The sequence below is a fragment of the Turicimonas muris genome, from assembly GCF_002221595.1.
Taxonomy (GTDB): Bacteria; Pseudomonadota; Gammaproteobacteria; order Burkholderiales; family Burkholderiaceae_F; genus Turicimonas; species Turicimonas muris.
On sequence record NZ_NHMP01000012.1, the window covers coordinates 1 to 23,720 of the forward strand.

18 protein-coding genes are annotated in these 23,720 nt (G+C 42.5%); 5 read left to right on the plus strand and 13 right to left on the minus strand.

The features are described from left to right. Both ADH67_RS13555 and ADH67_RS12185 read left to right on the plus strand, forming a co-directional pair. On the plus strand, positions 1–188 hold a 188-nt coding region (locus tag ADH67_RS13555), incomplete at its 5' end, for a hypothetical protein (protein ID WP_217984021.1). 234 nt (positions 189–422) lie between these two features. Further along, a complete protein-coding gene (locus ADH67_RS12185; protein WP_066592589.1) occupies positions 423–1,862 on the plus strand; it encodes an FAD-dependent oxidoreductase in 1,440 nt (479 codons plus the stop codon). A 94-nt stretch (positions 1,863–1,956) separates the two neighbouring features. Here ADH67_RS12185 and ADH67_RS12190 read toward each other — a convergent pair whose 3' ends face one another. The 6 genes from ADH67_RS12190 to leuS are packed head-to-tail and all read right to left on the minus strand — an operon-like array spanning position 1,957 to position 9,773. Further along, the gene (locus tag ADH67_RS12190) at positions 1,957–3,063 is read right to left on the minus strand and encodes an amidohydrolase (RefSeq protein ID WP_066592585.1); all 1,107 of its coding nucleotides are present in this window, start codon (positions 3,061–3,063) and stop codon (positions 1,957–1,959) included. Between the two features lie 4 nt (positions 3,064–3,067). Beyond that, positions 3,068–4,276: a THUMP domain-containing class I SAM-dependent RNA methyltransferase gene (locus ADH67_RS12195; RefSeq protein WP_066592582.1), complete on the minus strand. Its 1,209-nt coding sequence runs from the start codon at positions 4,274–4,276 to the stop codon at positions 3,068–3,070. Then, a complete protein-coding gene (locus tag ADH67_RS12200) occupies positions 4,273–5,562 on the minus strand; it encodes a glutamate-5-semialdehyde dehydrogenase (protein ID WP_066592579.1) in 1,290 nt (429 codons plus the stop codon). The genes ADH67_RS12195 and ADH67_RS12200 overlap by 4 nt, the downstream gene beginning before the upstream one ends. A 2-nt stretch (positions 5,563–5,564) precedes the next feature. Next, entirely contained in the window at positions 5,565–6,551 is a 987-nt protein-coding gene (holA, locus tag ADH67_RS12205) for a DNA polymerase III subunit delta (RefSeq protein ID WP_066592577.1), read from the minus strand. After that, a complete protein-coding gene (locus tag ADH67_RS12210) occupies positions 6,544–7,083 on the minus strand; it encodes an LPS-assembly lipoprotein LptE (protein ID WP_084081466.1) in 540 nt (179 codons plus the stop codon). The genes holA and ADH67_RS12210 overlap by 8 nt, the downstream gene beginning before the upstream one ends. A gap of 56 nt (positions 7,084–7,139) precedes the next feature. Then, positions 7,140–9,773: a leucine--tRNA ligase gene (gene leuS, locus ADH67_RS12215; RefSeq protein WP_066592575.1), complete on the minus strand. Its 2,634-nt coding sequence runs from the start codon at positions 9,771–9,773 to the stop codon at positions 7,140–7,142. Between the two features lie 282 nt (positions 9,774–10,055). Here leuS and ADH67_RS12220 point away from each other — a divergent pair, with 282 nt between their 5' ends. Further along, positions 10,056–12,407, plus strand: a complete 2,352-nt coding sequence (locus tag ADH67_RS12220) for a UvrD-helicase domain-containing protein (RefSeq protein ID WP_066592572.1) — start codon at positions 10,056–10,058, stop codon at positions 12,405–12,407. A gap of 859 nt (positions 12,408–13,266) precedes the next feature. Here the strand turns inward: ADH67_RS12220 and ADH67_RS12225 are convergent. Further along, positions 13,267–14,445 (minus strand): Fic family protein, encoded by a 1,179-nt coding sequence (locus ADH67_RS12225; RefSeq protein WP_066592570.1) that lies wholly within the window; start codon positions 14,443–14,445, stop codon positions 13,267–13,269. A 491-nt stretch (positions 14,446–14,936) separates the two neighbouring features. Next, positions 14,937–15,269: an H-NS histone family protein gene (locus ADH67_RS12230; protein ID WP_066592569.1), complete on the minus strand. Its 333-nt coding sequence runs from the start codon at positions 15,267–15,269 to the stop codon at positions 14,937–14,939. A 467-nt stretch (positions 15,270–15,736) separates the two neighbouring features. On the opposite strand from ADH67_RS12230, the gene polA reads away from it, so the two are divergent. Beyond that, positions 15,737–18,526, plus strand: coding sequence for a DNA polymerase I (gene polA, locus ADH67_RS12235; RefSeq protein ID WP_066592568.1), 2,790 nt, complete (start codon positions 15,737–15,739; stop codon positions 18,524–18,526). A gap of 39 nt (positions 18,527–18,565) precedes the next feature. On the opposite strand, the gene ADH67_RS12240 is transcribed toward polA, so the two are convergent. From ADH67_RS12240 to ADH67_RS12255, 4 genes are all read right to left on the minus strand, one after another. Further along, positions 18,566–18,982: an META domain-containing protein gene (locus tag ADH67_RS12240; RefSeq protein ID WP_066592566.1), complete on the minus strand. Its 417-nt coding sequence runs from the start codon at positions 18,980–18,982 to the stop codon at positions 18,566–18,568. Between the two features lie 76 nt (positions 18,983–19,058). Continuing rightward, a complete protein-coding gene (locus tag ADH67_RS12245; protein ID WP_066592564.1) occupies positions 19,059–19,862 on the minus strand; it encodes a BPSS1780 family membrane protein in 804 nt (267 codons plus the stop codon). Between the two features lie 125 nt (positions 19,863–19,987). Then, positions 19,988–20,962, minus strand: coding sequence for a homoserine kinase (locus ADH67_RS12250; RefSeq protein WP_066592561.1), 975 nt, complete (start codon positions 20,960–20,962; stop codon positions 19,988–19,990). A gap of 2 nt (positions 20,963–20,964) precedes the next feature. Next, positions 20,965–21,390, minus strand: a complete 426-nt coding sequence (locus tag ADH67_RS12255) for a hypothetical protein (RefSeq protein WP_066592558.1) — start codon at positions 21,388–21,390, stop codon at positions 20,965–20,967. Between the two features lie 270 nt (positions 21,391–21,660). On the opposite strand from ADH67_RS12255, the gene ADH67_RS12260 reads away from it, so the two are divergent. Beyond that, a complete protein-coding gene (locus tag ADH67_RS12260; protein WP_066592555.1) occupies positions 21,661–22,503 on the plus strand; it encodes a formate/nitrite transporter family protein in 843 nt (280 codons plus the stop codon). Between the two features lie 48 nt (positions 22,504–22,551). Here ADH67_RS12260 and ADH67_RS12265 read toward each other — a convergent pair whose 3' ends face one another. Then, the gene (locus tag ADH67_RS12265; protein WP_066592551.1) at positions 22,552–23,478 is read right to left on the minus strand and encodes a patatin-like phospholipase family protein; all 927 of its coding nucleotides are present in this window, start codon (positions 23,476–23,478) and stop codon (positions 22,552–22,554) included. Positions 23,479–23,720 lie beyond the last annotated feature (242 nt).

Below are 23,720 nucleotides of genomic sequence, written 5' to 3' on the forward strand. Positions count from 1 at the left end.
TACAGTTTAGAAAAGGCCCTGCGAACCGCATCTGGAACGTAGGGATGTTTACTGGAACCGCCTTGGTGCCGAACGGCATGCCAGGTGGTGTGAGAGGGACGGGTAATAACCGGCCCTACTCGATTTCTGAGTTGTACTTTCTCAGCCTGTATGGGTACCTAAAAAGTGTGGTAAAAAACATACTCTAAAAATGGATTTTTTCTGAGAAATGATGCGATTAGAGAAACGTAAAGAAAAAATAAAACATATTGATTTTTAAGGATAAAAATTCATTAAATTGTTATCCCTCCGTATTTCTACCAAAGATTTAACCCTATAAGAAAATTGCAAAAATAATATAATTTTCAGCAGTCAGTGCTCAGCTGACAAAGCTAGTGATTAGTAACTAATTGCTAAATAGTACAAATTTAAGGAGAACTCCAATGAAAAAAATTCTCGTAGCATCACTTGTTTCTGCTGTTTTTGCTGTTCCTGCATTGGCAGCAGATAAAGCCGATGTCATCGTAGTCGGCGCTGGTGGTGCTGGTCTCTCCGCAGCTGTTACTGCTCATGATTTAGGCAAGAAAGTCATCGTTTTGGAAAAGATGGCTTACTTGGGAGGTAACACTAATCGTGCAGCAGGCGGATTGAACGCCGCAGAATCTCAGCCTCAAGCCAAGGCAGGTATCAAGGACAGTAAAGAATCCCACTACAACGACACAATGAAGGGCGGCAAGTACTTGAACAACCCTGATTTGGTCCACACTCTTACCGATCACGCTGCCGAGTCTGTTGACTTCATCAACAGCTTGGGTGGTGACTTGACAGACGTCGGTATGATGGCGGGTGCTTCCCAGAAGCGTTCTCACCGTCCGACAGGCGGTGGTTTCGTTGGTGCTAACGTTGTTAAGACTTTAGCTCAGGCTTCTAAGGACCGCGGTATCGATGTACGCACAATGGCTAAGGCTGATGAACTCATCGTTAAAGACGGTAAGGTTGTCGGTGTTAAGTACACAAAGGGCAAAAAACAGTATGAAGTCATGGCTCCTGCAGTTGTTTTGGCTGCCGGTGGCTTCTCTGCCAACCAGGATATGGTTGTTAAGTTGAATCCGAAGCTTAAAGGCTTTGCTACAACCAACCACACTGGCGCAACTGGCGACGGTATCACCTTAGGTGAAAAGGCTGGTGCTGCTACTGTTGACATGAAGCAGATTCAAACTCACCCGACAGTTGTTCCGGGCAAAGGCGAAATGATCACTGAAGCTGTTCGCGGCAACGGTGCTATCCTCGTTAACAAAGACGGTAAGCGCTTCATCAACGAACTTCAGACTCGCGACGTAGTTTCCGCTGCTGAACTCGCTCAAAAAGATAAAGTTGGCTTCCTCTTATTCGATAACGATGTTAGAAAGAGCCTTAAGGCTATCGAAACTTACATCAAGGGCGGTATGGTTACTGAAGGAAAAGATCTTCACGAACTCGCTCAGAAGATTGGTGTCGATGGAAAACAGCTCCAGGCAACTGTAGATAAATACACTAAGGATCAGAAGGCTGGCAAAGATTCAGAATTCGGCCGTGCTGATATGCCAAGACCTCTTACTCAAGCCCCGTACTATGCAGTAATGGTTACACCTGCTGTTCACCATACAATGGGCGGTTTGAGAATTAACTCTCAGGCTCAGGTTCTTGACACTAAAGGTCACGTTATTCCTGGTCTCTTTGCTGCCGGTGAAGTTACAGGCGGTGTCCACGGTGCAAACCGTTTAGGCGGCAACGCTATGGCTGATATCGTTACATTCGGTAGAATCGCCGGACGTAATGCTTCCCAACAGCCGACAGGGGTTATCATTCCTCGCGGTGAAGCTCCAAAAGCAGCTGCTAAGTAATAAGATCGTTAGGTAAAAACAGAGGTCGAGTGTTCGGCCTCTGTTTTTTCGAGAAATTCAAAAGCGCCTCAAGGGCGCTTTTTCAACGGTGGAATTAACCTACTTGGTTAAGAACCATCTTTTCTAATACTGCAACACCGTTGCGTAATGATTCAGGGTTCATAGTCATCTTCGGATCGTGAAGGCCCGGAGTGACGCCTGCACCTACGCCGATGTAAGCGGTACGAATAGAAGGTTTCTTCTGAACGAAATAGTGGAAATCTTCTCCGCCGCCTCCGCAGTCTTTGGCTAACTTGTCATCGCCCAAGACTTCTTTAATAATACCTGCGGTTTCAGCAACCAATCCTTCATCGTATTCAGCTGCAGGAATGATTCCGCCGGGGAAATTAACGGTAGCTTCAACGCCGACTGCCTCAGCGGCATTAAGGATGGCTCTCTTAATTTTGTCCAACATTTCTTTCATTGTCGGATTATCTTGAGCACGGCAGTCTAAGATCATCTTGCCATGGTCCGGAATGATGTTGGAGGCAGAACCGCAGCAGTTGATTGCTGTTACCTTGGCAGACCAGACTTTGCCCGGGTTCATCCAAATAGCATTGACTGCGTTAGTTGCTAAAACAGCTGCTTCAACAACGCTGCATCCCAAATGGGGACGAGCAGCATGACAAGTTTTGCCCTTTAATTCAACTTCAAGGAAAGTACTGGAAGTGTGGCGAACAGCAGCGCAAACTGTTCCGTCAGGAATATCTTGAATCGGGCGAACGTGAGCGCCGAAAGCAACGTCAACATCGTCGAGTACGCCATCTTCGATAGATCTTACTGCACCAAGCAATGTCTCTTCAGCCGGCTGGAAGAAGAGTTTTACGCGTCCTTTCTTGACATTACCGACTAACTTAGCAGCTAAAGCAAGAAGCATAGCGGTATGAGAATCGTGACCGCATGCATGAATGGAGCATGGTTTGTTGTCGATTACGAATGGAAGGGCATCCATGTCGGCTCTTACCATGACTGTAGGACCAGGTTCAGTTCCGTCAATATAGGCGACGACACCGGTTCCGCCAATTCCTGTCTGCGGGTTAAGACCAAGCTCTTTGAGCTTATTAACAACATATTTTGAAGTTTTTTCTTCATGGAATCCCAATTCCGGCATTTCATGAAGCTCAGTTCTCATTTGTACTACATCAAAGTCTTTTTCAGACATATTCTTATTCCTTTGGTGATGAGGTTTTCACTGCCTTCGACTCTCTGCGGTTGGAACCGGGAATCATCAAAAAGCGGAAGAATCTGCATTCTAGCGGACCGTTAAAGATCACTATCTTTCTAGATTCCTGCAATCTTATTTGACGAGGTAAGTTCAGATCGCTGGTAAGCATCCAAACAACCCAGTTCTCAAAATTATGCTTGAGGTTGTCGGCAACGTTTTTCATCATGGAAGCAACGGAAGCAGACTTCGGATTTGATTGTTCACCGTAAGGAGGGTTCGCAATAATGACTCCGGAAGTCTCCGACGTTGGTCTTGCCTCTCTTGCATCGCATGGGAAAAACTTAATTTTACGCTCAATCAATAGCTTTGTTAATCCGGCTAACTGGGCATTCTTACTAGCTTTCTCTATGATCTGAGTAGAAATATCGCTGCCTGCAAGATTAATATCGACGTCCCAATTGATGGCGGCTCTTGCTTCAGTTTTAAGGGCTTGCCAGACTTCAGAATTAAAGAATTTAAATTTTTCAAATCCGAATCTTCTTGTGATGCCCGGAGCCATATTGATTGCGATTGTGGCCGCTTCAATAATAATCGTTCCTGATCCGCAGAAGGGATCATATAAGGGCTGAGAAGGCTCCCAACCGGAAAGTCCGATCAATCCTGCGGCCAGGTTTTCTTTCAGCGGTGCTTCTCCTTTATCCCGTCTCCAACCTCTCTTGAACAAGGATTCACCGGAGGTGTCAAGATAGAGAGTGACTTTTTGGTTGTCTACAAAAACGAAAATCTGGATATCCGGGTTGTGTTTTTCAACGTCCGGGCGAGCTCCCGATCTTTCGCGGAAACGGTCGCAAACGGCATCCTTAACTCTTAAAGTTAGGAACTTTATGCTCTTGAGAGGGCAATTCTTGGCTGACAGAGAAATCTTGATGGACTGTTTTTCCGTAAAGTAATTTTCCCAAGGAATGGAGAAGGTGAACTTGTAGATGTCGTCTTCCGTTCTGTAGTTTCTCTCGCCTACCTGCAGGAGAATACGTGAAGCATATCTCGTCCAAAGATTTGCCTTCATCATTCCCAGCGTTGTTGTTGTGAAGAAACAGCCGGCCTTTTTTGACTTGAATTCAGTAATGCCCAACTGTTTAAGCTCTTCTTCGAAGAGACTTTCTAAAGAAAGAGGTACTACGGCGTAGTATTTGTTTAGCTTTTCGCTCATTTTCTTAATTCCCCGTGTCCAATTACGATGTACTTAAGGCTGGTCAGTCCCTCCAGACCAACAGGTCCTCTAGCATGTAACTTATCGTTGGAAATGCCGATTTCTGCTCCTAGGCCATATTCAAAGCCGTCTGCAAATCTGGTGGAGGTGTTGAGCATGATGGAAGAGGAATCGACTTCTCTAAGAAATTTTTGACTGGATACCAAATTGTTAGTGATGATGGAATCCGTGTGTTTAGATCCGTATTGATTAATGTGTTCTATCGCTTTATCCACACTGGAGACTATTTTTATAGAAAGAATAGGTGCGTTATATTCTGTTGACCAATCTTCTTCGGATGCAGTTTTGATGTCATCGAAGCCTGCGTCCGTCAGAATTTCCCTTGATTCTGGATCGCAGCGGAGCTCCACCCCTTTCTCTAAATAAATAGAGGCCATTTTTGGAAGAAAGATGGCTGCGATATTTTTATTCACAAGAAGAGTTTCCATAGCGTTGCATGGAGAAAATCTCTGTGTCTTTGCATTGTCACACACTTTCCAAGCGAGTTCCAAATCCGCACTCATATCAACATAAGTATGGCAGATGCCGTCCAAGTGTTTGATCATCGGAACGGTGGCTTCTTCCATAAGCCTTGAAATTAAGCTCTTTCCGCCTCTGGGCACAATTACATCTACGTATTTTCTGGCCGTGATAAGAGCACCGACCAATTCTCTATCCGGGTTGGTGATAACTTGAACTGATTCTTCGGGAAGATAGTTAAGTCTCAAAGCTTCTTGGATGCATTCGCCAAGGACTTGGTTAGAGCATCTGGCATCGGAGCCTCCACGCAAGATGACGGCATTTCCGCTTTTTAAACATAAAGCCGCTGCATCAATCGTTACATTCGGACGAGATTCGTAGATGATTCCGATTACTCCGAGGGGAACTCTCATCCTTCCGACTTGGATGCCGGAGGGCTGAGGCTTCATCTCTAAGATTTCACCAATCGGGTCGTTGAGTCCTGCGATTTGTTTTAGGCCAATGCACATTTGGTTTAAAACTTTCTCTGAAATCGTTAATCTGTCAAGAAAGGCTTCGGACAATCCTTTCTCTTTACCCGCTATCAAATCTTTTTCATTTGCGAGATAGATTTTCTCAGCATTTTTTAAAAGCAAATCAGCAAGAGTATTTAGAGTGTTGTTTTTTACTTGGGCAGGAGTTTTAGCCAGAATAGTGGCTGCTTTTCGTGCTTTTTCCCCAAGGTGTTTCATGTATTCAGCATTTTGTGCGCTAATGGTAGAGGACATAATTATCTCCTGCTAATACAAAGTAAAAGAGCTGCGGCTTTTAATTCTTGCCATGGATCTCCTTGCGATTGGGAAACCTTAAAGCCTTTGGACATTTTTTCTACATTGTTGTAGCGATGTACCACTTTTTCCAAAAGAGCCAAAGGCACACGGCGAGCAAGGTTTGCAAGCATCGTTTTGCGAGAAGGCAAGCCTCTTATAGAAGAAGGAGAGCCTCCTTGATTTAATAAAATCAGATTTCTAATATCATCATTCAAAAGCCAAAGGAAGGAGGGGATGCTGACGTTTTCTCCTTTAAGACCATCAATGATTTTTGAAATTCGTTGAACGTTACCTTCAAGAATTGAATCAGCTAAATCTTGAGGATTGAATCGAGAAACATCTGAAACCGCTTCCAAAAGGTCTTTCAGCTCGATATTTCCCCGAGGACAAAGAAGGGCAAGTTTGTTGATTTCCTGAGCACAAGCCAGTAAATTGCCTTCGGTGGAGGCGGCTAAGAATTGCGCTGCTTCTTCAGAAAGATTTTGCCCGTTTATCGAAGCTCTTTTTCTAATCCACCCTGGTAGTTGCTGTCTGGAAACTAGTCCGGCGTTAATAATGGCCGCAGAAGAAGAGATTTTTTTAAACCAGGCTTTTTTTTGATATTCATATAAGGCACCGGGCAAAGAAATCACCGCAATTAGACCGTCACCGACTGCTTCGGCTAAAGCGGCCAGAGCTTCGGGGCCTTTTTTTAAACCCGGATTTCCCGTGGTCAGCCTGATTTCAATGAGCTTTTTCTCTCCGAAAAGGGACATATCGCCCATCGATTGAAGAAGAGGAGAATAATCCGACGTTCCGTCAAAATTAAAGCTGACTCTTTCGGTAAAACCTTGTTTTCTAGCTTCAGCTCTTATTTGGTCCAAGGACTCAATAGCAATGAGATCCTCTTCTCCAACGATGATAGTTAGAGGATTGAGTCTAACGGAGGTTCCTGCAAAATTAGCCATCAACTTTCTTAGCTTGTTGCACCTGTTCCGGCGTGAGATGAGAGAGTCGGTTAACAATTAAATGGATGATGTTCGTTTCCATTTCTTGATATAGAAGCTGTTCTTCCTGGGCACGGCCGTTGTAATCGCGTTCGTCCCATGTCATTTCTCTGGAAGTAGAGACTGTAGTTGGAGGAATAACTTCGGCTCCGTTTTGCAAAGTAACGGTAAAACGGGCTGATAAGATTAAGCTGTATATTCTGGCCTGACCTTCGGAGTTATAAGCCAAAATAGAAGATCCACGGTTCAAAGAGATGAGTTTAAAGATGGCTTCGGCTTTTTCTTTATCTTCGACAATTTCTATGTCCGTACGGGCGCGGAGATTTCGCTTGATCATGGCTCCGATTGCAGAGTTCGGCCCTAAATCAATGCACATGCTCTCGAGAGGTACTTCTTGAATTCCTCTTAGATGCCATCCGCATCCGCTTAGCAGTAGGGCAGAGAATGCGACAAAGGAACGTCTGTTCAATCCGCCGGTATTTTTAAAACTCATGGGTTTTTCACTTTGGAAAAGAGGCAGGAAGAAGCTTCCTGCCTCCGGTTTATCAACTAAACAACAATGTTAACAAGTTTCTTCGGAACCACGATAATCTTTCTCGGTTCCTTGCCGTCGATGAAGCGGACAGCATCCGGATTTGCCAGCGCTGCTTTCTTAATGTCCTCAGTGCCGGCGTCAACAGGAACAGTGAATTGACCTCTTAACTTGCCGTTGATCTGGATCATGTACTTGATTTCGTCAGAAACCAAAGCGGAATTGTCCACTTCAGGCCATGCGGCATCCAAAATGGATGTGCCGGTTCTTTCTTCGTAACTCAAATCTTCAAATAATTGAGCACAAATATGAGGCGCAATCGGATAAAGGGTACGAAGCAGAATGGAGAAGCCTTCATTGATAACGGCTTTTGTTCCTTGTTGATCTTTGTTTTTTAAGGTATCCAAAGAGTTCAGCATCTTCATTGCGGCAGAAACAACGGTGTTGTACTGCATGCGGTCCAAGTCATAAGTGGCTTGTTTGAGAGCTGTGTAGATTTCTTTTCTCACTTCTTTATCTTCATGAGACAAAGGAGCGTCAACAACCTGAACATTTTCGCGGATAATGTCCTGGTTCTTGAAGCCAAAAGCCCATAAGCGCTTCAGGAAACGGAAGGTACCTTCAGCTCCGGAATCGCTCCAGGCAGCGCTCTGATCGGGTGGTCCGGCGAACATAACGAAAGCACGGGCGGTATCGGCACCGAATTTGCCGATAATCGCAGACGGCTCAACAACGTTATTCTTGGATTTAGACATCTTTTCAATGCCGCCGCTCTTGACCGGAAGTCCGTCTTCCTTGCAGGTAATGCTAACCGGTTTGCCCTTAGCATCGTATTCAATATTCAATTCGCTCGGATAGAACCAGCGTTTTCCGCCGTCAGGCAGTTCTCGGTAATAGCATTCTGCGGTAAGCATGCCTTGAGTAAAGAGGCGTTTGAACGGTTCGTCAAAGTTAACCAAGCCCAGGTCACGCATTACTTTGGTCCAGAAACGTGCATAGAGCAAATGGAGTACCGCATGCTCAATACCGCCGATATACTGATCCATCGGCATCCAGTAATCATTGCGCTTGTCAACCATGGCTGTATCACAATCAGGAGAGCAATAGCGCATGTAGTACCAGCTGGAGTCTACGAAGGTATCCATCGTATCGGTTTCTCTCTTAGCAGGTGCACCGCATTTCGGACACTTGCAATTCAAGAAGGCTTCGTCTTTATTGAGAGGATTGCCGGAGCCGTCCGGAATCAAGTTTTCGGGAAGTATTACCGGAAGGTCTTCTTCAGGGACCGGAACAGGGCCGCAGTGAGGACAGTGAACGATAGGAATCGGTGTGCCCCAATATCTCTGACGGGAGATGCCCCAGTCACGCAAACGGTATTGAACTTGGAGGTAGCCGAGATCAAGTGCTTTTAGGTCAGCTGCTACGGCTTCACGGGCTTCTTCGAAATTCAGGCCGTTATATTTGCCGGAATTCACGCAGAAAATATTTTCTTTATCTGCATACCAATCATGCCATTGGGTTTTGTCAAATTCATGACCTTCTTTACCGATTACTTGTTCGATAGGCAGACCGTACTTGAGGGCAAATGCGAAATCTCTTTCATCGTGAGCCGGTACGCCCATGACAGCGCCTTCACCGTAAGACATAAGCACATAGTTGCCCACCCACACTTCAACATCTTTACCGGTAAGAGGATGTTTAACATAGAAGCCGGTCGGAATGCCTTTCTTTTCCATTGTGGCGATATCGGCTTCTGAAACAGAACCTTTTTGGCATTCTTTGACAAAGGCATCGACAGTCGGATTGTCTTTAGCAAGACGCAGTGCAAGGGGATGCTCTGCCGCAACTGCTACAAAGGTTACACCCATAATTGTGTCGGGTCTGGTTGTATAGACTTTGAGAACTTTTTTCTCGCCGTCCAACTCATATGGGAAGCTGCAATTTACGCCGTAAGATTTGCCGATCCAGTGTTCCTGCATGCGGCGCACCTGTTCTGGCCAGCCGTCAAGAAGCTTCAAATCTTCCAAGAGTTCTTCAGCGTACTGTGTGATACCTAAGTAATATCCCGGAATTTCTCGTTTTTCTACGGGAGCTCCGCTGCGCCAACCCTTACCGTCAATGACTTGTTCATTTGCAAGAACGGTGTGGTCGACCGGGTCCCAGTTGACGATCTGAGTCTTGCGGTAAGCAATGCCTTTTTCAAGCATTTTTAAGAACATCCACTGATTCCAGCGGTAGTAATCCGGTTTGCAAGTTGTGACTTCGCGAGACCAGTCAAAAGCTAAGCCTAATGGTTCCATTTGGCTTTTCATATCGGCGATGTTTTGATAGGTCCACTCAGCCGGAGCAACGTTCTTATTGATAGCAGCATTTTCTGCAGGCAAACCGAAGGAATCCCATCCCATCGGAGTCATGACATTCATACCTTTCATGCGAAGGTATCTGTACATAACGTCATTGAGAGTGTAATTTCTGACATGCCCCATATGAAGTTTTCCGCTCGGGTATGGAAGCATTGAACAGACATAGAACTTGGGTTTTTCTTTCCCGTTGGCATCTAAAGCGTGTTCTACCGCGCGGTAGACATCTTTGGCGCGCCAGTGGGCTTGTTGAGTGGTCTCAACTTCTGACGGTTCGTAAGTTTCGCGCATTTCTTCTTCGATTGAATGATCTATTAGAAAATCCTTTAATTATAAGGTTGGTTGTCCTTCTATTTTTTTACTCTTTGTGGTCAATTAATGTATTTCTATGCGTTAATTAGTAGGATTTTGAGATTTTTTAAGAAAAAACTTTTATTATCAATTGGTTGAAAATGAAAATACAAAAAGTTCTTTTCTGCAGTGAATCACAAACTCCAAATCTTTTAACCAAATAGGTGCTACGAACTAGGAATTCTCATTAGACTTCACTTCCTCAAAAAAAAGGAAGAAATGATGTCTAGTGATTTAATAGCAAATTTAAATGAGCAGCAAAAGGCCGCTGTTACTTTGCCGGAGGTGTCCTCTCTTATTCTTGCCGGGGCAGGTTCCGGTAAGACTAGCGTTTTGATTTCAAGAATTGCTTTCCTCTTGGAACACAGGCTTTGTACTCCTGCTGAGTTATTTGCTGTTACCTTCACAAATAAAGCGGCACGTGAAATGATGACCCGCCTCCAAGCAAAGATGCCTCTAAACACTCGGGCATTGTGGGTAGGAACCTTCCACGGTCTATGCAACCGAATGCTGAGACTTCATCATGAGGCCGCCGGCTTACCGGCCGCATTTGCCATCTTGGACATGAGCGATCAGCTTGGGGCTATCAAGAGGATTATGAAGGCCAACAACATTAATGAAGAAGTTCTTCCTGCCCGAAAGATTCAAAACTATATCAATAAGCAAAAAGAAGAAGGAATTCGAGCCAAGGATATTAAACCTTACGGCTTCGGCGAAAGAGACTTGCTTAGAGTCTATGAAATTTACGAAAAAGTCATTAATAGAGAAGGAGCCGTCGATTTCGGAGAGCTTATTCTCCGCACTTACGAAATGCTGCTGAACAACGAACCGATTCGTCAGCATTATCAAGACAGATTTAAATTTATTTTGGTTGACGAGTTTCAAGATACCAATAAGCTTCAGTACAAATTTCTCAAACTGTTGGCTGGTCACGGAGAAGAAGGCAGAAAACCTAACGCCGTGTTCGCTGTGGGTGACGATGACCAGTCTATTTATGCTTTCCGCGGCGCTAACGTTGGCAATATGAAGGACTTCATTAGAGATTTTGCCATTGGGGAGCCAATCCGTTTGGAACAAAACTACCGCTCTCAAGGCAATATTTTGGATGCAGCTAACTATTTGATTTCGAATAATAGTGATCGTCTTGGTAAGAATCTCTGGACACAATCCGGGAAGGGAGATCTTATTCGTGTTTTCAAGGCCGGGGATGAGGCAGAAGAAGCAGCTTTTGTGGTTGACAACATCAAAGACTTTGTTAGAAACGGCGAGGATCTTCGTGAGATTGCCATTCTTTACCGCTCTAATGCTCAGTCTCGTGCCCTCGAAACAGAGTTGACCAGACGCGGGGTGAAATACACCGTTTACGGTGGCTTACGGTTCTTTGATCGCGCTGAAATTAAGAACGCACTTGCGTATTTAAGGCTGGCCGAAAACACCGCCGACGATTCTGCCTTTATGAGAGTGGTGAATTTACCGGCAAGAGGCATCGGCGCAAAGACAGTCGAAAATCTCATTGATTTGGCTCGAGACAACCAGATTTCATTATTTGAAGCAACTCAGTTGCTTTCCGGTGCAGCGGCTAATAAGGTAAGAGTCTTCACAGACATTATCAATGACATCCGTTCAAAGAGATTCTCTCTTCCTTTGACGGCACTTATTAATTACACCGTACAAAGAAGCGGTCTCAAAGCACTTTATGAAGCGGATGAAAACGGAGCAGAACGCTTAGAAAACTTGGAGGAATTAACTTCATCTGCCGCTGCTTTTCTGAGCCAAGAAGGATTTGAAGAGGACTCCAAGGAAAACGTGGATAACTTAAGTCCGCTGACTTTGTTCCTTTCTCAAGCCACGCTGGAAGCCGGTGACAACCAAGCAAAAGCAGGTGAGGAAGCTGTGCAGTTGATGACCATCCATGCTTCCAAAGGTCTGGAGTTTAACAATGTGTTTATTACCGGATTGGAGAACGGACTTTTCCCGCATGATAAGTGTCTAGCAGAACCAAAAGAGCTTCAAGAAGAAAGAAGATTGATGTATGTAGCCATCACCCGCGCACGCAAAAAGCTGTATTTGACTTATGCAGCCCAGAGACTTCTTCACGGTATGCCCCGCTACAACGTTAAGAGTTCTTTTTTAGACGAGCTGCCTGGAGATGCTCTGAAGTGGCTCACTCCGAAAGAAGATTCTGACTCTTATTCCTCTTTCGGCAGCGGCAGAAGCGGCGGGGGATACTATGGCTCTTATAACAGTAAAAATTCTTGGTCAGAAGATAAAAGAAATAGCTATTCAGGTTATAAGAAAACATATAGAAATAATGAAAATGTACCTGAATGGGCCAAGAATATAGGCATTACTAAAGAAGATAAAAACAAGATTAATAGTATTCGCCAAAGTTCTAAAAACTCAGATGGATATAACATTGGAACCATTGTTTTTCATGAGAAATTTGGTGAAGGAAAGATCAAAAATATAGAAGGGCAGGGAGAGAATAAGAAGATCGAGGTCGCTTTCAAAACAAGTGGAGTTAAAAATCTACTTTTAGCAATTGCTCAGAAAAAAATGAGAATAGTTAGATAAGAAATATACTATTTAGTTAACAAGAAATTCTCTTAATAAAAGTTAACTTTCTATATTAACTTTACATTAAACAGTAACCCTTCTTCTTTATTTCGCTTAACGCTTGAAATTAGGAAGAAGTGTTTTCATTTATTTAAGTGTTTATCTATCAGAAAATAAATATAAGTAGTGGCTGTTTTACTAGGAACTGATAATCAAATAGAGACCAATAGAATAATATTAGCTAACAGGATTAGATTTTAAATTAATTTTATTAACTAACTAATTGAATAAACATGAAATAATTAGCAAATTTTTTAAGAATTTGAATTAATTTTTGTTTTTAGTTAACTTAGATATACAAATTACCTAAATGTTTTCAGATAGCTCTATCTGTAAAAATTTTATAAAAAGTAAATTTATCTTATAACTTGTTTTAATACATAGATAAACGGTTTATTTAACATTGAATATCTGTATATTGAATAAATTGTTTTTTGTTGTATAGGAGGGTTTTAAATTGATTTACAAATCAAAATTAAAGTGATAATTTTGAGATATTCTTAGCAAGGAAAGCAGATAGCTTTAAGTGCTATAAAAATGATTTTATCGTTATCTCTCAAATAATTTTATGGATTGGTAAATAAGAAAAATTATTGACTTTTATTACAAAGAAAAAATTTAAAAATATCTCTATTAAATATCCGCTAACGCTAATATTTTAATTTCTATCAGTCTTTTAAGAAGTTATTTATTGTCTCTATCTATATTTAATTGTGAATACAATATTGAGATAGCAATAATAAATCAGATAGGTTTCATTTATTTATTTTTCTAAATGTAGTTTCTATTTCAGAATTATTAGAAATACAAAAATAGATTAAGCAGGTTCTTTTTTAGTACGACCTGGAGTGCCTTTTTGGTACAAAGGAATAAATGGGTCTATTTCCCGGCGGAAAGTTTGGAAGGAATATTCTCTGTTTTCTAGAGCTTCAATAAGCCGCTTATGGAAGAAAATCTTGTCTCTCCCATCTTCGACTCTTTCTAAAATGTCGGCTCTCGTCAAATCATTCAATATGTGACTTGCCACTTGGCGACGTGTGCCGGTTTTGCTGGAAAATTCTCCGGTTCTGCAAGCTGGACATTCAAATATGGCCGGTAGGAAAGCCACATGAGTGCCTAATCCGATTTCTTGAAGATATATCTTACTTTGTTCGTAGAGACGTTCAATTGCCTTTAGTAACTCTAGGCTGTAGTTAAAAGCGCGAGAAAGATTGTTCAAGGAATATTTAAGATATGGAGTCCACTGACGTGTCCTTAGGCCATATAGTCTTTCTTCAATTCCGAAGTGCGCTGTGGTATTTTTTGCCTTTCCTAATTGAATACAAGGGAAGGGAGAGTCGATTCCTTTTCTAAGCAAGCCAATTTGATAGAGGATTTGACTTGTTCTTTCGTTGTGTTTGTTCAAAGGAGAAAGGGCAACGAAATATAAAATGATAAGAATCAAATGTACATACGGGTCCATGTCACGGATTTCCCTTGCATAGACCTCCCAATTGTTCATTTGTTTCTTTAGCTTTGAGCCGAACATAATCTCTTCTTCTGGGAAAAACGGCTTTTCATGAAGAGGATCATCCGACGATCTCCAAGAAATTTTGTCCTGAATGAAGAAGTTAGCAATTTCTACTATAGTTTTGGTAGAAATATATGAAAGATTAGAATTCGGATAAAGTTCAAGACAAGCATTGACATAACTCTCCATTCTTACCATGGAAAGCTCAGAGGGATTTGGCACGATTGTGGAATAAAAATATTCCTTAAGGGTGAAGGGCTCTTCTTTTGAATAAAGCTGCTCTTTCGCCTCTACGATTGTCATCAGTTTTCCGATAGTGGCAGGAAAAACACTGGTAGCAAAAGCTTCTCTAAAGTCGCTGATGCCTCTGGCCAGAGCCAAACAGGACCGAAGAACAGGAATATCTTCCAGCTTTTCCGAATCTCTCGGAGGCGGAAGGCTAATTGTTCCCTGGGAGGCGGCTTGTCTTAAACCTTGTAGTTCCATTTTTCTTGCTTTTCGAAAGAGCTGATATGTTACATGAACAAAACTTTGTGCGGATTAACACTAACGTTGAACTGTAATAGGGTACCTGAACCTTCGATTTTTTGCTTAACGATCAAGAGAAACGAAAAGTAATAAAAACATAAAGTTGTAATAGATGTTTCTTAATATTAACAAATACGACTTTCGGATAATAGTGTTTCTACTAACAAGAAAAAACCCTAATTAGAATGTTGTTAGAATGAGTTCGTTAGTATTTTTAGCACCCCGAGAAAGAAAATGGTTTCATCCTCGTTAAGATGCCATAAGAGTCCAAAAATGTTGGCAAAGAGCCATTCCTCTGCTTTAAGCTGCAACCGCAGAAGATGTCTTTATCAGCTTGGGATTCTCAAGCATAAAACCATTAGCGATGTAAGATTGGTTGACGAGCCTAAGACTCGCCACTGAGATCTAATCAAGAAAATAGAAAGGAGCCGTGCGGCTCCTTTCTATTCCTAAGAGCCTCTAGGTTCAAATGAATGCGGAAGAATCCGGAAGTCTTCTGCGGTCTTTCCTTCCTCTTCGGCTTGCTGCAGCCACAATGGCTTTCTGCCTCTGCCGGCCCAAGTTTCACCATTGGGTCCAATAAATTTCGGTGCAATAGAGTTGGCTCTTTTCATGGCTTTCTTAAGGCCAAGTTCCTGAGGTGCAAAATCGTATTCTTTAATCAGCTCCCGACAGATATTTAAAGCGTCCTCACGAGCTTTTTTGGAAGCTTCTTCAATTTGTTTATCTAATGCGTCTCGTTGAGCTTTTAGATTTCTAAGTTCTAAGATTTGAGGTTCCATGGCTCTACATCGTTACTAATCAATTCCCCTTCATATTACTACAAAAAAATTATTTTTTTAAACTAACTATCTCTTTTTTATTTTGTTGAATCGAAAAAATATTCATTAAAAAACATAGTGTTGTATCTTAGGTAAAGAAAATGAGATTATTTTCTCGTCAAAATGGGACAAAAATTAAATTAAACAGGTTTTCTTTGTTTAAATAATTTATGAGTTTTAATTATTATTTTTTCTATAAAGATAAAGCGTAAAAAAACAGTAAATAATTTGTTTTTTAAAAATAGTATTTAGATTTATTTTAAGAAAACCTTTTTATTTATGGCGTCTGTCAGCGACCAAATCTTTTTCTCGCCGCTCATCTTGGCCTGTCTCTAAATGAATCTTTGAAGATTGTGAATAGGATTTGAACTATTAATATATGCAGATCGAGTTTGAACTATCTCTTAAATAGTCCGCAAGGAAAACATATGAGCAAAACAATACTATTAATCGATGCATCGCACTTTCTTTTCCGGGCTTTCTTTGCCCTGCCTCCTCTTAATACTAAGTCAGGGCATCCAACCGGAGCCACGAGAGGCTTTCTTTCGATGCTTAGGGCATTAAGACGAGATGTCCCTACGGACTATGTGGCTTGCGTTTTTGACCCGAAAGGAAAAACCTTTCGCTCCGATATTTATCCGGACTATAAAGCCAATAGAGAAGAAACCCCGGAAGATCTTAAGCTGCAAATTCCCGATGTTTTTGATGCAGTTAGAAAACAAGGCATTCCTCTGATTCAAGTTGACGGTATCGAAGCCGATGACACTATCGGAACAATTGCGAAGTCTGCCGGAGAAGCGGGATGTAAAGTAGTCATAGCGACCGGAGATAAAGACTATGCTCAACTTGTCACGCAAGACGTTGTTTTGATTAATACGATGGGTGCCGAAAATACCTGGCTCGATATTGAAGGGGTTAAGGAAAAATTCGGGGTACCACCAAAACAAATTATTGACTACCTCGCATTGATGGGGGACAAGATCGATAATGTACCCGGCGTTCCGAAATGCGGTAAGAAAACAGCTTCCAAGTGGCTTGAAGAATATGGATCTTTGGAAAATATTATTGAGAACGCTGCTGCGGTAAAAGGTAAGATCGGTGACAATCTTCGAGACTCTTTGGCCTTTTTGCCTGTTGCTAAAGCTTTGGTGACAATCAAACAGGATGCCGATATTTCTTCTCAAGTCAACTCATTGGAAGATCTAAAAATTAAAGACCCTGATGTTGCGGCTCTGAAAGAACTTTATGAACGGTTGGAATTTCGCGCTTTTCTCAAAGATCTGAAGGATGAGTCCAAGAGCGGTCCAATTAAAACAGATTCCAAGAAATCTGAAGAAGACGCATCAGATGGGCTGGATCTTTTTTCCAATTCCGAAGAGAAAGAGGTTCAATTGGCAGAGTTCTCCCAGCAAACAATTGAATCTCCGGATGAAGCAAAGCATCTTGTTGAAGAGATTTGTTCTCAGAGCAAAGAGGGCAAGCTTCCTTTCTTGTTTGTGCTAGCCGATTTCAAAGATTTTACATACACTTTGCGTGGGATCGCAGTCGGCTGGAATACAGGTAAAAATTGGTTTGTCCCGGTTAGTACGAATTGGGTTGATCCTCAAGGTATTACTCCTGAAGAGTTTACGCAGATATTCGGTTCGTGGCTTTCTGATCCAGCTTTTGAAAAGAGTTGCTATGACGCTAAATACATAGCACACGTTTTGGCCGACATAGGCATCGAGTTCAACGGTATAAAAGAAGACGTCTTACTTCAGAATTATGTTCTGGAAGCTCATCGAACCCATTACATTGAAAAGCTTTCGTACAACTGGCTTAAGTTTGAGCTGCAGGCCGAAGAAGTCCTATTGGGCAAAGGAGTTAAAAAGAAAACTTTTAGCGAAGTAGATATTCTGTCTTGTGCAAAATTTGCGATGGAGCGTTCATACGTCGGTGCACATTTATCTGATTTATTCTGTGGGCTGATAGAAAAGGATCCGAATCTTCAAAAGATATACCGTGAAATCGAAATGCCGACGAGCCGTGTTTTGTTCCGAATGGAACAAAACGGTGTGTTGATCGATAAACAGTTATTGGCTAAGCAGACAGCGGAACTTCAAGCAAAAGCATCCGAACTTTCAAAGAAAGCAGAGACTATTGCCGGAGAGAAATTTAATTTGGCTAGTCCGAAACAACTCGGAGAGATTCTTTTTGAGAAATTAGGAGTTCTCATCAATGGCAAACCCTCGAAAAAGACGGCTTCAGGAAATTATTCTACAAGCGAAGAAGTTCTTTCAGAACTTGCGCTGGATTATCCTTTGGCCAAAATTGCGCTGGAATACCGTGCTCTGACCAAACTTATTTCTACCTATACTGAAAAGTTGCCTACTCAAATTTCTCCTCGAGATGGAAGGGTTCATACGACCTTTGAACAGGCGGTGGCCGTCACCGGAAGATTGTCTTCGACTAATCCGAACTTGCAGAATATTCCTGTAAGGACCCCGGAGGGAAGAAGAGTGAGGGAAGCCTTTATCGCAGGCCCCGGGAAGAAAATTATCAGTGCCGATTACTCTCAGATCGAATTGAGAATCATGGCTCATTTATCAGGAGATAAAGGTTTTACCGAAGCATTTAAGAAAAACCAAGACATTCATAGGGCAACAGCTGCGGAAGTATTCTCTGAACCTTTGGAAGCTGTCACCCCGGATCAAAGAAGAATAGCTAAGGTGATTAATTTCGGCCTGATCTACAGCATGAGCGCATTCGGATTGGCAAAGAATTTAAATATTGACCGCCATGATGCTAAGAACTATATTGCCCGTTATTTCCAAAGATATCCGGGAGTATCCAAGTACATGGAGGATACCAGACAGCATGCCCTGGAAAAAGGATATATTCAGACAGTGTTCGGAAGAAGACTGGAAATTCCGGAACTGCAGGCTTCCGGTGCAAGAAAAGCAGCTGCTGAACGCGCAGCTATTAATGCTCCGATGCAGGGAACAGCCGCTGATCTCATCAAAATGGCAATGATTGCCGTTCAAGACTGGCTGCAAGAAGAAAACTTAGAAAGTAAGCTGATTCTCCAAGTTCATGACGAATTGATTCTGGAAGTGCCGGATAAAGAAGTGGAGGTTGTGAAGAAGAGACTTCCGGAAATTATGTCCTCAGTTGCTGAATTGCACGTACCATTAATTGCTGAGGTTGGTGTGGGAGAGAATTGGGAAGCCGCCCACTAAAGAAAAGCGAAGCCGCCGGCTTCGCTCTTCAAGAAAAATTTAGCTGCAGGAGCCGGAACGCTCAGGCTCCAGACGTCCGATTTCTTTTTTATCCGCATCAAACAAGATGAGATATTTACCGTCCTTCTTAGCGAACTTGGTTTTGTTCAGAAGGTCGGTGAAGCTTGCTTCTAAGTCCATATACTGTTTAGCGCAAAGCTTTCTCGTCATTCCCATGTTGACGAATTCGAGTTTGTCATTATCGCCGATAACATAATCGCCGAAAAGGCTGTTGCAGCCAGGTTCGGAATTGAGCTTACCGTTCTTTTTGAAAGTGATAGTCGCAGGAATGTCGCAGGACGGAACTGAGTCAGTAGCAGGCATCCAAGAAGAAGTGGAAGTCAGATCTTCAACAGTCACAGCAGAAGCCAGACCTGTCATTGATAAAAGGATGGCTCCTAGTAAGAATTTACGCATTAATTTCTCCAATAAATCTATGTAAAGCTTACTGATTTCTTCAAATAACGAATACCGTAAATTAGTGAAAATGGTTTCATTTTGTGTAAGAAACGATTTGGCTGTCTTGGTCTCCGAAAATACTGGACCAAATAGGCCAAAGGGTGCAATAGGACCAACAGGTGATGAAAAGGCCCCAAAGTACGACCAGGACGGAATTAATGCCGAGGATTGCACCCAAAGCACTTAAGGACGTGGTGCCGAAAGTTGCGATTAAGGCCAGCAGAAGTCCGAGAACGATAAAAGCACCGGCGTTCTTCAAACAGACAAAGAGGCTGAAGAAGAAAGCTTTTCCAAGAGGCATTCCTTTCCAAGCAATGAGCATTGGAGAAAAACAGGTTACGCAAAGAAGGGCTGTATAGAAAACGAATCCGAAGAGGACGGCAGCCCAAGGAAAGTTGGACACTATCTCATTAGGAAGAAGCTTTCCGTCTTTACTGAACCACTTATCGACGTCATCTGCGGAGAGCCAAGAAAAAACAAGACTGATCAAAATAACGCAAACTCCATAGATTAGCCCCAAGAGCAGGAGTTTGTTACGGACGGAGGTGTTTTTGAAACATTCCCCGTAGCATTGAAATATTGTCGGGATTATTCCTTTGGATACATCTCTGCCGCAACTAGCAATTGCAACGGCTCCGAAAGGTGTCACCAGGCCGCTTAATAAAATATCAATGAAAGGTACGTTTAGCAGAGCGCCCGGCATTCCTGCTACAAGCATCAACAATAAGTAAAAGGCGACGATGCCACTTGTGGCTACAGGAGCTGTTTTCATGATTTTGAATCCCGCCTTAAGCCAAACAAGTCCCGTAGAAGCGGGGAGATTATAGTTTTTGTTCATAAAAAATCCAAAATAAACCTTTCGTTATCATACTGTTTTTACAAAGGTCTGAAATTTCAGAACGGAAAAATCAGTAACAAAAAAGGCAGAGGTTAATCTGCCTACTTGAAAAATTGAACCTCGGATTAGATCCAAGGAAGATCTTTCGGATCCGCTTCTCTTCTCAATTTCAATATTCTTTCGAAATGTCTCGGGTCGTGAGGCTTCAACATACTAGCTTCACGCGGAAGGTAAAAGTCATAAAGACGAGAGACCCAGAAGCGAAGAGCCCCGGCCGAAAGCATGTCTTGCCAGAGAGAGTGTTCTTTTTCCGTTAGTTTTCTCACTGAGTTATATCCTTCCAAAAAGGCTTGGGTTTCCTCTGGAAGGAATTTACCTGTTTCTTGATTTATCGTCCAGTCATTAAGGGTAACGGCGAGGTCGTATAGAAACGGAGCATTGCAGGCGAAGTAAAAATCAATGACTCCTCCGAGGTTTTGCTCGTCTCCATTGATTTCAATAAGCGAATTATTTCTGAAAAGGTCTGCGTGAACCGCACCTGCTTCAAGTTCTTTATAAACCTGCGAATTCATTAATTCTTTTTGCCGATTAATTTCTTTTTTCAGATATTCAAAAAGCTCTTCGGGCATGTATGGCTTCAGAGAGGGAAGGGAAGATTCCCAGAAGGCCAAACCTTTTGTATTTTCTTGACTTAAAGGAAAATCTTTTACGGCAAGGTGCATTTCTGCAAGCATTTTGCCCATCTGATTACAGGCCTGAGCATTTGGCTGAGCAACGTATTCTCCTTTAATGCAGGGCGCAATGCTTGCCGGTTTATTTTTCAACGAAGAAAACAGGTGCCCGTTTTTATCCGTGATGGGACCGCTTACTGAAAGTCCTTTATCTAAAAGATGTTTTTGAAGTTTCAGATAATAAGGGATCTGAGTCTCGTTAAGTCTTTCAAAGACAGTTAGGACATAGCGGCCTTTTGTGGTCGTCACATAAAAGTTGGAATTCTCAATACCTGAGAGGATTCCGCTGTACTCAACTAAATCACCGATGTTGTAATTCTTTAGAAAATTATTTATGTCTTCTTCTGAGAGAGGAGTAAATACAGCCATTCTTAAAAACCGAAATTAATGAATTTTGGAACGCTCATGGTATTGTCGCCGCTGGTTCCGTTCTTAGATTGATTGGAAGGTTGCTCACGAGTCATGGTGTAAGGGATTTGAGTACTCATTGGAGTGACCTTGACTTCAGTAACAACGTTGTTATTGTTGACGGTCTCTTCAATTTTGGTCTTTGGCCAGAATCTCGGATCTTTCTGACGAACCTTTGCGGCTTCAATATCTTTCTTAGCTTGTTCAAGTTCTTCTTTAGTGACTGCGTCAGTTTTTTTAGCTGTTATGCGGGTTACTTTTTTCTCAGACGTGCCACCGGAAATATTGTCCTTAGAATCAATGGAGGGTGGAGTTTCCACTCTCGGAGCAGCCGCAACAACTGAAGCAAAACCAAGAGCCAGGATTATAGAAAGCATTGTTTTAGTCATTTTTGAGCTCTTCAAGAAGTCATTAGAGTGGTTACAGTGTAACTAATATTTTCTATATTTTGTCAAAGATTGGTCCTATTATGCGGTGCCTCCAGCCTAGAGGATCTGGAAAAGAATTAAATCTCCGTTTCGTGCATAAAGATTCAAAGTTCGATTTTTTGTTTTAATGCTTTGAATTCTCTCTGGGAATTCCTTATTTCCGGAGAGGTAAACCGTATAATGCGCTCGATAAATTCAATTGATTCAATTCCTTATTCTTCGGAGAACCAGATGGCGACTTTGTCATCCGCTCAAATTTTAGAAGCAACTGTCAACATGGGGGTTTCTAAAGCCTCTCAAAATTTAATTTCCCGTATTGCAAATACCGTCTTAGCAGGTATGTACATTGCTATCGGCGGATTTTTAGCGATAAGGGTCGGTCTAGTACTCCCTTGGGAGTCGTGGGGAGCAGTGGGAAAGCTTATTTTCGGTGCAGTTTTCCCGCTCGGTTTGATGCTTGTCGTTTTATGCGGTGCAGACCTTTTTACCGGCAGCTGCATGACCTTAACAACGGCAAAACTTAGAGGTCAAATTTCTGTCGGACAGTCCTTTCTTGCAGGAAGTGCTGCTTGGGTTGGTAATTTTGTGGGGGCACTGTTCGTTGCTTATGTCATTGCTTTTTCTTCCGGGCTCATTTTTGAAAGTGCCGGCGGAACACTTCCCTGGGCAAAAAGCATCGTGAACCTAACTAACGCCAAATGTTCTTTAGATTGGATGTCTGCTTTTATCCGAGGAGTCGGCTGCAACTGGTTGGTTTGCTTAGCGGTTTTCGCAGCCGCTGCAAGCACTGAGGTTATCGGAAAAGTGGTTGCTCTCTGGTTCCCGACAATGGCATTCGTGGCTTTGGGTATGGAACACTGTATAGCTAATATGTTCTTCATTCCTCTTGGCATTTTTACCGGAACCGATGCTCGTTACCTTGCTTTGGTTAATGCAGGAGAAGCTAAAGCACTGGCTGTAGGTTGGAGTGATTTCTTTATTAATAACTTAGTGCCTGTGACATTGGGAAATATTGTTGGGGGTGCTGTCCTAGTGGGTATTTTGTATCTGCTAGCCAATCACAAAGATAAGTAAAAATTAGGCCTGTCCGAACCACCGACAGGCTTAATCTTTCGTCAAATATTACTTTTCTCCTTCTTCGACTTGCACCAGATCTAAGGCATCTCTAATTTGCGGAAAGGCTAGTTCGCAGCATCGTCTTCCCTCGGCGATGGCTTCTTCCGCTCTGTAAGTCTCCAACAAACCGATTCTGGAAAGTTTTGGCTGCAGCGTTACCTCCGGGGGATCTCCGGCTAAACGTGTTTTAGTTATTCTGTCCTGAGCAATATTGATGGAGGAAGCTATCGTTTCGAAGAAATCCGGCGGCTCAGGCATATCGTTTTGGAGGGTTTCTTTTTGATATTTGGCGGGGATTAGCTTCTTGGCCTTTTGCACTAATTTGTAAATCTCACTTGGTTTTTTCTTTTGCTCAGCTCGAGGATTTCTATTTTTTGTAAGTAAGTCGCTGTTTAGGTTAACGGCGATGACCACATCCGCACCCAAAGCACGGCACAAAGAAACGGGGACCGGATTGACAATTCCTCCGTCGATACACCAACGGTTTTCTTTATTTAATACCGGTTGAAAAACACCGGGCATTGCCATGGACGGCCAAACCGCATCAAAAACCGGACCTTCCGTCACCCACAGCTCCTTACCGGTATTCAAATCACAAGTAACGGTTCCAAAAGGCATTTTTAAATCTTCGATATTCATTTTTCTGGGAATGCCGGATTTGACCAAAAACATTTGCATATGTTTTAAGTTAATCCAGCCGTCGAAAGAAAAACTTGGATTGAAGAATGCCGTCCAGTTCAAACGGTTAATGTTTAAGGCTTGTGCCTTGAGTCTGTCTAGGTTGCCGCACGCATAAGAAGCCCCGACAATAGCTCCGATTGATGTCCCTGCAACAACATCGACGTGTACTCCTCTTTCCTGCAAATATTCCAATATACCGATATGTGCAAAACCTCTGGCAGATCCGCTCCCTAATGCAACGCCGACTTTCATAGAATTCTCCTTTTCTAATAATTTTATTGTTCTAAACAGCATTTGAATCCGATTATGAGCATATTGGGCTCAGAGATTTTTTTGAGGACGGAATATGTCGTTTGCGACCGAATGCTTTCAAAATAAGTAGAAATATTGGTCAGAAAAATCCCTAACTTTTTTCACATAGTAAAATTCACTTTCAACTTATAAGAAAGAGTCAGTAGAAAGATAGTAAAGGATAGTAATATTTAGAAATAATT